This window comes from Lentimicrobium sp. S6, from assembly GCF_013166635.1.
GTDB lineage: Bacteria > Bacteroidota > Bacteroidia > Bacteroidales > UBA12170 > UBA12170.
Genome location: NZ_JABKBZ010000004.1, coordinates 143,375 through 151,139 on the forward strand (window position 1 = coordinate 143,375; position 7,765 = coordinate 151,139).

Sequence of the window (7,765 nt, forward strand, 5' to 3'; positions counted from 1 at the left end):
TGCAAAGATACGTGCTATTTTTCGAAAACAAACTGAGGACTTGTTATAAGAATGTTTAAGAAATGCTAAATTGTGGGAAGCTGGAAGTTTGAATAGAGAAGCAGGAATACGGAAGTTCGAAGCTTAGGACTCTGGACAAATAGACATTGCTCAAGCGGAAATGTTTTCCGCTGGTTATTTCGGGTCACATTAAAAATTATGGGGAGCAATGTTTTTTTTAGCCTTTTCATAGTTAAATTGCTATTAAGCAATAATAACTTTGGAATTAGGCGGGGTGGTCTCTCCCAAACACGACGAAGTGTAATCGGTGAATTATAGAATATTAGATTTTTCAGCAAAGGGCTTTAGCTTTTAAAATAATGACAGTGGAGGTGATTGAAATATAACCGACTGCTTTGGTTCTGATAAACATTTACTGTCAACAGGTCATTAGTTTTCTACTTTGCTTGAAAAATCAATATTCTAGAAGAGGCGGGAAGGCTATTGTTTGGGATGGCTTTTTGCTTACTTTTTTCCACAAAAAAGTATGATATATTATTTTTTCTGGAAAAGGGTCTCAAAATCTACCATTGTATAGATTTAATTCCAGTTGAAATACTATAAAAATAAGTCTATAATTTTAATCTACAATCGATATTATTCCTTGTGAAGTAAAACATCAATTCATATTTTCTATTCTTAAATCCGAACTCTTAATTATGCTTCTCCCCATAGAAATTAACATGAGCCGTTATTTCAAATAAAAACACAATCTTAAAACAAAAAAGCTGAAAAGAATAATTTCCCCCCAGCTATATATATTTAAGACTTGTCAAACCCTAGCTAAAGCGGAAATGTTTTCCGCTTAAAAGCCTTACTCCACAGTAACACTCTTCGCCAAATTCCTAGGCATATCCACTTCACAGTCTCTGCGAACCGCAATATGATAGGCTAATAATTGCAATGGAATGGTGGCTAAAATGGGTGAGAATAATTCTTCAGTATCAGGAATTTCGATGATATAATCGGCCAAACGGCGGACTTCTTTATCACCCTTAGTCACAATGGCAATAATTCTTCCATTACGGGCTTTTATCTCTTCTATATTACTCACTACTTTCTCGTAGTTTCCTTTTTTGGTAGCCACAACCACAACAGGCATTTCCTTATCTATCAAAGCTATAGGACCATGTTTCATTTCAGCAGCAGGATATCCTTCGGCATGGATATAGGAAATTTCTTTGAGTTTTAAAGCACCTTCCAAAGCCACTGGGAAATTATAACCTCTTCCTAGATAAAGGAAATTGCGGGCGTAGGTGAATATCTTGGAAATCTCAAGTACTACATCGTTACACTTCAAAGTCTCTTCCACTTTCTTTGGAAGTAACTCCATCTCGTTGATCAACATTAAGAACCTACTCTTCTCGATAGTTCCTTTGAGATATGCCAATCTTAAAGCCATAAGCGTCAATACGGTAACCTGAGACGTAAAAGCCTTTGTAGATGCCACGCCAATTTCAGGTCCGGCATGGGTATAGGAGCCTGCCACTGTTTCACGAGCAATGCTAGATCCTACCACATTACAGATTCCCAATACTGTAGCCCCTTTTTCTTTGGCCAATTTGATGGCCGCCAATGTATCAGCTGTTTCTCCAGATTGGGAAATGGCAATGACAATATCATTTTCATTAATAATAGGATTGCGATAACGAAATTCGGAACCATATTCCACTTCAACAGGAATGCGTGCAATGTCTTCGAATAAATATTCTCCAACCAAGGCTGCGTGCCAACTGGTTCCACAAGCTATCATGATAATTCTATTAGCTTTAGCCATACGATCCTCATAATCACTTATTCCTCCTAGGGTGACTGAACCTATTTCAGGATGAAGCCTTCCCCTCATAGAATCTTTTATGGAAGTAGGTTGCTCATATATCTCTTTCAACATAAAGTGCTCATATCCACCTTTTTCCAAGGCACTCAAGTTCAATTCTAGAGTTTCTACATAAGGAGTCTTCGCTTTATTTTTGATGGTTTTAATTTCTAAATCTTCTCCTCTTCTGATGATAGCAATTTCTTCATCGTTAAGGTAAACCACATTCTTAGTATATTCTACTAAAGGAGTAGCATCGGAGGCCAAATAATGTTCATTCTCTCCAATACCAATAACCAAAGGGCTTCCCTTGCGAGCTGCTATTAATAGGTCAGGATCGTTTTTAGAAACAATAGCAATAGCATAAGCCCCAATAACCATGTTAAGAGCTATTCTTACAGCTTCCACTAAATCTACCTTTTCCTTTTCTTTAACATCCTCTATGAGATGTATTAAAACCTCGGTATCTGTTTCGCTAGAAAAATGATGACCTCTTTTCACCAATTCTTCTCTGAGGCTTGCATAATTCTCAATAATTCCATTATGAATGATAGCTAATTCTTTATTCTCAGAATAATGAGGATGTGCATTCACTTGACTAGGCTCTCCATGAGTAGCCCAACGGGTATGACCAATTCCAATGGTTCCGGTGATATCTTTTCCTTCCACATGTTTTTCCAAATCAGCTACTTTTCCATAACTCTTATAGAGTTTTAAATCGCCATCCATCAAGGCAACACCAGCACTATCGTATCCACGATATTCCAGTCTTTTTAAGCCTTTAATCAATATTCCGTAAGCCTCTTTCGGTCCGATGTATCCAACAATTCCACACATATAGAATTTATTTTAAGTGATTTGTAAATAAACAGGCCATGGGCCTTTTTTTTGATTACGCTAATTAATAATAAGAAAGCAAAATTACAAAAATAGACTTGCCTTCAAAGTATAAACGATATTTTTAGAGTTTTATGCAAGCCTCAGCTAAAACTTTCCGATTCTATAATTACAGGTCTTGCTAAAAAAACACGATAATAAATCAGCTGCTAAATCCCCTAATTTATATGCTTCATAATCTATAAACGACTACAGAATAAAAACTTGCATATTTATTGATCCCCATATTTAAATACGGAGTTTTTAGCACAAAAAAAGCTTGGATGTCTTCCAAAATCACAAATAAAAACTAATCTTATTACACATATGTTTTTTTATTAATTTGGCCGATTGAATTAACATTCTAATTGACAAGCAACTATATTTCTCAGCTGCTGTCTTTCTGAATAAATATTGAACATTTCTCAGTATTTAGAGTATAAATATGATTCATTAAGGATGGCGTAAATCTCAGGGGGCTCATGGGCTAGGATTTATACCAAATAGATGATAACACAAACAACCAAAAAACGAATTAATCAATTAAGGAATGAAGAATCTTTACACTATCATAATCATTACCACCTTATCTCTTTTCACTCCATTTACATTTGCCCAAGGGGAGGGTAATAATTGGTATTTTGGGGATAATGCTGCATTAAATTTTGCTACAGATCCTCCTACAACAGTATCGGGGAGTCAAATGAGTACTTTAGAAGGCTGTGCTTCAATTTCCAATCAAAATGGAGAGTTACTATTTTATACTGATGGCACCCAAGTTTGGAACAGAAATAATATACAAATGCCAAATGGCTTTGGATTAAAAGGAGATGCATCTTCAACACAATCATCAGTGCCAGTTCCACATCCCGGTAATGCTGATTTGTATTATATTTTCACTACTGATGCGCGAAATAATGGATTAGTAAAAGGTTTCAATTATTCAATAGTTGATATGAGTTCTAATGGTGGATTGGGTGATATTACTGAAAAAAACACTCGCCTTTTAGGAACTGAGCTAGTACCAGAAAAAGTTACTGCAGTTAAACATGGAAACGAACCTGCCTTTTGGGTCATTACACATGGATGGGAAGGAAGTGACGCCAGTACTTTTTATGTTTTTAAAATTGATGAAAATGGACTAGATCCAATACCACAAACATTTGATTTGGGAAGAACTCATGGTAGTCAAGGTGGAGATAATGCTCAAGCACGTGGTTATTTAAAGGCATCTCCTGATGGAACATTTATAGCATGTGCTGTAGGGGAAAATCCAAATGGCAATATTGAATTATTCGATTTTAATGATGAAACTGGCGTAATCTCCAACTATAGAACAGTAGGTTCTGGAATAACGGATCCATATGGAGTTGAGTTTTCTCCTGATGGGACTAAAATGTATGCTTCTTCTCTTATTTATAAAAAACTTGTTCAAATTGACTTCTCTAATGGAAATGCCCAGACGGTTATAAGTTCAAACAATAGCCAATACGAACTATACGGTGCACTTCAAATTTCACCTCATGGAACCATATATATGGCAACTGGTGGTTTAGGTGGAGGAAAAACGGATTTACCAGGTATAACAAACCCAAATGCAGAAGGCTCAACAATTACATTTCCAGAAACTGTTGTAGATTTATCTCCAAGATCAGTCCGTTATGGCCTCCCCACCTTTATCCAAAGCTTTTTTATCATCCCAAGCTTTTCATTTGAACCCACTTGTTTTGAAGACAATACAGAGTTTACTTTAGAAGTGGAACTGGAAGATGGTCAAGAAATTGACTTTGTGACGTGGGATTTTAATGATATCTTCTCTCCCGATAATATTCAAATCATAAGTGATGAACCCTATGGAGCTTCACATCAGTTTTCCATAGCCAGAACCTATAATGTAAGTGTGGAAGTTACCCTAGTTGGTGGATTTAGCTTTATAAATAGACAAAATGTAACCATATATCCCAATCCCACTTTCTCCATTAGGGATATTAATAATGTATCTCAAGATCCATATCAACTATGTGCCGGTGAAAGCATGGAGTTTAATGTGAGCCCTTGGGAATTTGAAAGTGCAACCTGGAGTAATGGTGCAAGCGGAGAAACCTCATTTCCATATTCTACAAATCAAGAAATATCAGTGGATGTGACCAGTCTTGCTGGATGTTCTACTACCAGATCTATTGATCTGGAAATTGCTCCAGAAACCATTGTCACAATGGAACTTCCTGATTTTTGCACTGGTGACCTCAGCACTGATATTAGTTCCCTGCCAAGTCATACTGGAGGAACTTTTAGTGGTACCGGTATTACTAATCCCACTGGTATTATAGATCCCGATCTGATTCCTGTAGGCGAATCTGTTGAAATCACTTATAACTATACTGATGCCAATAATTGTAACGCAAGCACAAGCGATTGGGTGACTCATCATGATTTTCCTGACATTAGTTTCTCTGTAAGCCCTACAGAAATATGTCAAAATGCAGAACCATTAACTTTAAGTGGCGGAAGCCCTAATGGAGGAATCTATTCTGGACTTGGGGTAAACTCTACTACTTCTACTTTTGATCCAAATCAAACAATTGGATTACACGAAATCACCTATACCTATACTGATATTCTTACAGGATGTGAAGGCCAAACCAGTTCAAGCATAGAAGTTTTAGATGGTCCAGAAGTTTTATTATCAGCCATCCCAGATGTTTGTGAAAGTCAAGGAATCATAACCCTCTCTCAAGGCACACCAACAGGTGGCACCTATTCTGGTTCTGGTGTAAATTCCACAACGGGAGAATTCGATCCCATTGATGCTGGTGGTGTAGGAACTTATAATATTACTTATGAATACACAAGCCCTATCTCGGGTTGTTTGGCTAGTGAGGAAAGCGATATCAATGTCTATCCTTCACCAGCAGCTCCCACTGGTATATCAGCAAGTATCACTTCATATTGTATTGCTGACAACCCAGGTACGATAACCCTATCTTGTACAGGTACGGGTGGAGAATCTTATAAATGGTATAAACACCACACCAATGGAGTTTCCATAGGCTCTTCTGAAACCCTTAGCATAACCGCTCCCACTAATACAACAGAGTATTTTGTTAGAAGTGAATCTGAAAATTGTGGCGACTCAGATGCCATTAGTATTTTGATTACTGTATTTGAAAGTCCTAGTGCAAGCTTTAATTTATATGATGAATGTGAGCAAATACCTGTATTCTTTACTGATCAATCATCAAATGGTATAATTACTAATTGGAATTGGGACTTCGGAGATGGAACCGGTTCATTAACAAAAAACCCTAACCATCGGTTTTTAAGCTATGGAACTTTTGAGGTAAACCTAACTGTCACCACGAACAATAATTGTCAAAGCTCAATCAGTCAAACCATTGAAATCTATGACAAACCTAGTGCTAGCTTTCTTTCTGGAAACAATTGCTTAGGAGTAGAAAGTGTATTTACAAGTAATTCCACCACTCCTGTTAGCTCAATTACAGATTATAACTGGGATGTAGAAGGAAACACTTATAATGGTTCTGAACTTTTATATACTTTTGGAATAGAAGGGGATTATGACATCACCCATGAGGTGATCACAGATCATGGATGCTCCGACTCCTATACTTCACAAATCACAATTCTCCCTGCACCAACAGCCGATTTCACTTATGTGAACCCTTGTCTTTCCAATGTGGTGGAATTAACCAACATCTCTTATGGTTCGTCTATTGACAACCCTATAGTTAGTTACCTTTGGGAGTTTGACAATGGTGATACTTCTGATGAAGTAGAGCCTGATTACATCTATCCAGACAATGGTACTTATCAAATAAACCTAACTGTAACAGATGGTCAAGGCTGCTCGCATACCTTTCATCATGATAATATAATTGTATTCCCTGATTTCGGCGTAGATATTTCTAATAATGAATTCTGTCTTGGTGAAGAAGGCGATTTCAATGGTGTAGCTATTCCTTCAACACTCGCTTTAGAGTATGATTGGATTTTACCTGGAGGTACCTTAGCTGACGGACAGGTGGCTCCACATACTTTCACTAGCCCCGGGGAATATACCATCTCACTTATTGGAGATTTAAATGATTGTACTGCAGGTTTAACAAAAACAATCATAGTAAAAGAATTGCCCACCTCTAGCTTTACTTCAGATGGGCTTTGTTTAAACGACCCGGTTACTTTAACTGATGCAAGTTTTGGAGATGATTTGGCTATTACTGATTGGTCATGGGATTTTGACAATGGAAACTCTTTCACAGATCAAAACACATCTGTAACATTCACCTCTCCCAATACCTACAACATCAGTCTGCAAGTAAGCGATGAAAACAATTGTGTAAATAGCAGTAGCCAAGCTATAGCGATTAACCCCCTTCCTATAGCCGACTTTACACCCGGCGGCCCCTACTGCCAATTTGAGGAGGTCACTTTTAGCGATGAAAGTCAATCGGCAGGAAATATCACGACTTACGAATGGACATTGAGCGATGGAAGTAATTATAGTTTAACAAGTCCTACTCATAGTTTTACAAGTTCAGGAAACCAAGACATTCAGCTCACCATCACCGATGAGTGGCTTTGCCAAGATGTAACCAGCCAAAGTATTTCGGTTACTCCCGATTTCGCTGTAGACTTCACCGATATGGGACTATGCGATAATACACCAACAGAATTAAATGCCATCGTCAGCTCTGGTTCTGTGATTCCAGATACCTGGGAATGGAACTTTGACGATGGACAATCCGCCACAGGTCAAAACACAACTCACACCTTCCTCACCGGAGGAAACCACGACATAGAGTTGATAGCCACTAAAAATGGCTGCCCAGAAGATATCACTAGAAACATATTTCTAAACCCATCTGCCACCGCCAACTTCTCCAACTCAGAAGTGGCCCTTGGCACACCAGTAGATTTCACCGACTTGAGCACTCTCAATGGCGGAGCAGCTATCGTAAGCTGGGAATGGGATTTTGATGACCCAGCCAGTGGAACTGATAATACTTCAACACT

At 37.9% G+C, this 7,765-nt stretch carries 2 protein-coding genes; one reads left to right on the forward strand and one right to left on the reverse strand.

The window, feature by feature from the left end:
* Window positions 1–853 precede the first annotated feature (853 nt).
* The gene (gene glmS, locus HNS40_RS03190; protein WP_172277558.1) at window positions 854–2,692 is read right to left on the reverse strand and encodes a glutamine--fructose-6-phosphate transaminase (isomerizing); all 1,839 of its coding nucleotides are present in this window, start codon (window positions 2,690–2,692) and stop codon (window positions 854–856) included.
* Window positions 2,693–3,281: 589 nt separating this feature from the next.
* Here glmS and HNS40_RS03195 point away from each other — a divergent pair.
* A partial coding sequence (locus HNS40_RS03195; RefSeq protein ID WP_172277561.1) for a PKD domain-containing protein occupies window positions 3,282–7,765 on the forward strand: 4,484 nt, incomplete at its 3' end.

Bases quoted from the DNA above. Each gene is read 5' to 3' on its own strand.
- glmS (WP_172277558.1), bottom strand. From the start codon at position 2,692: ATGTGTGGAATTGTTGGATACATCGGACCGAAAGAGGCTTACGGAATA.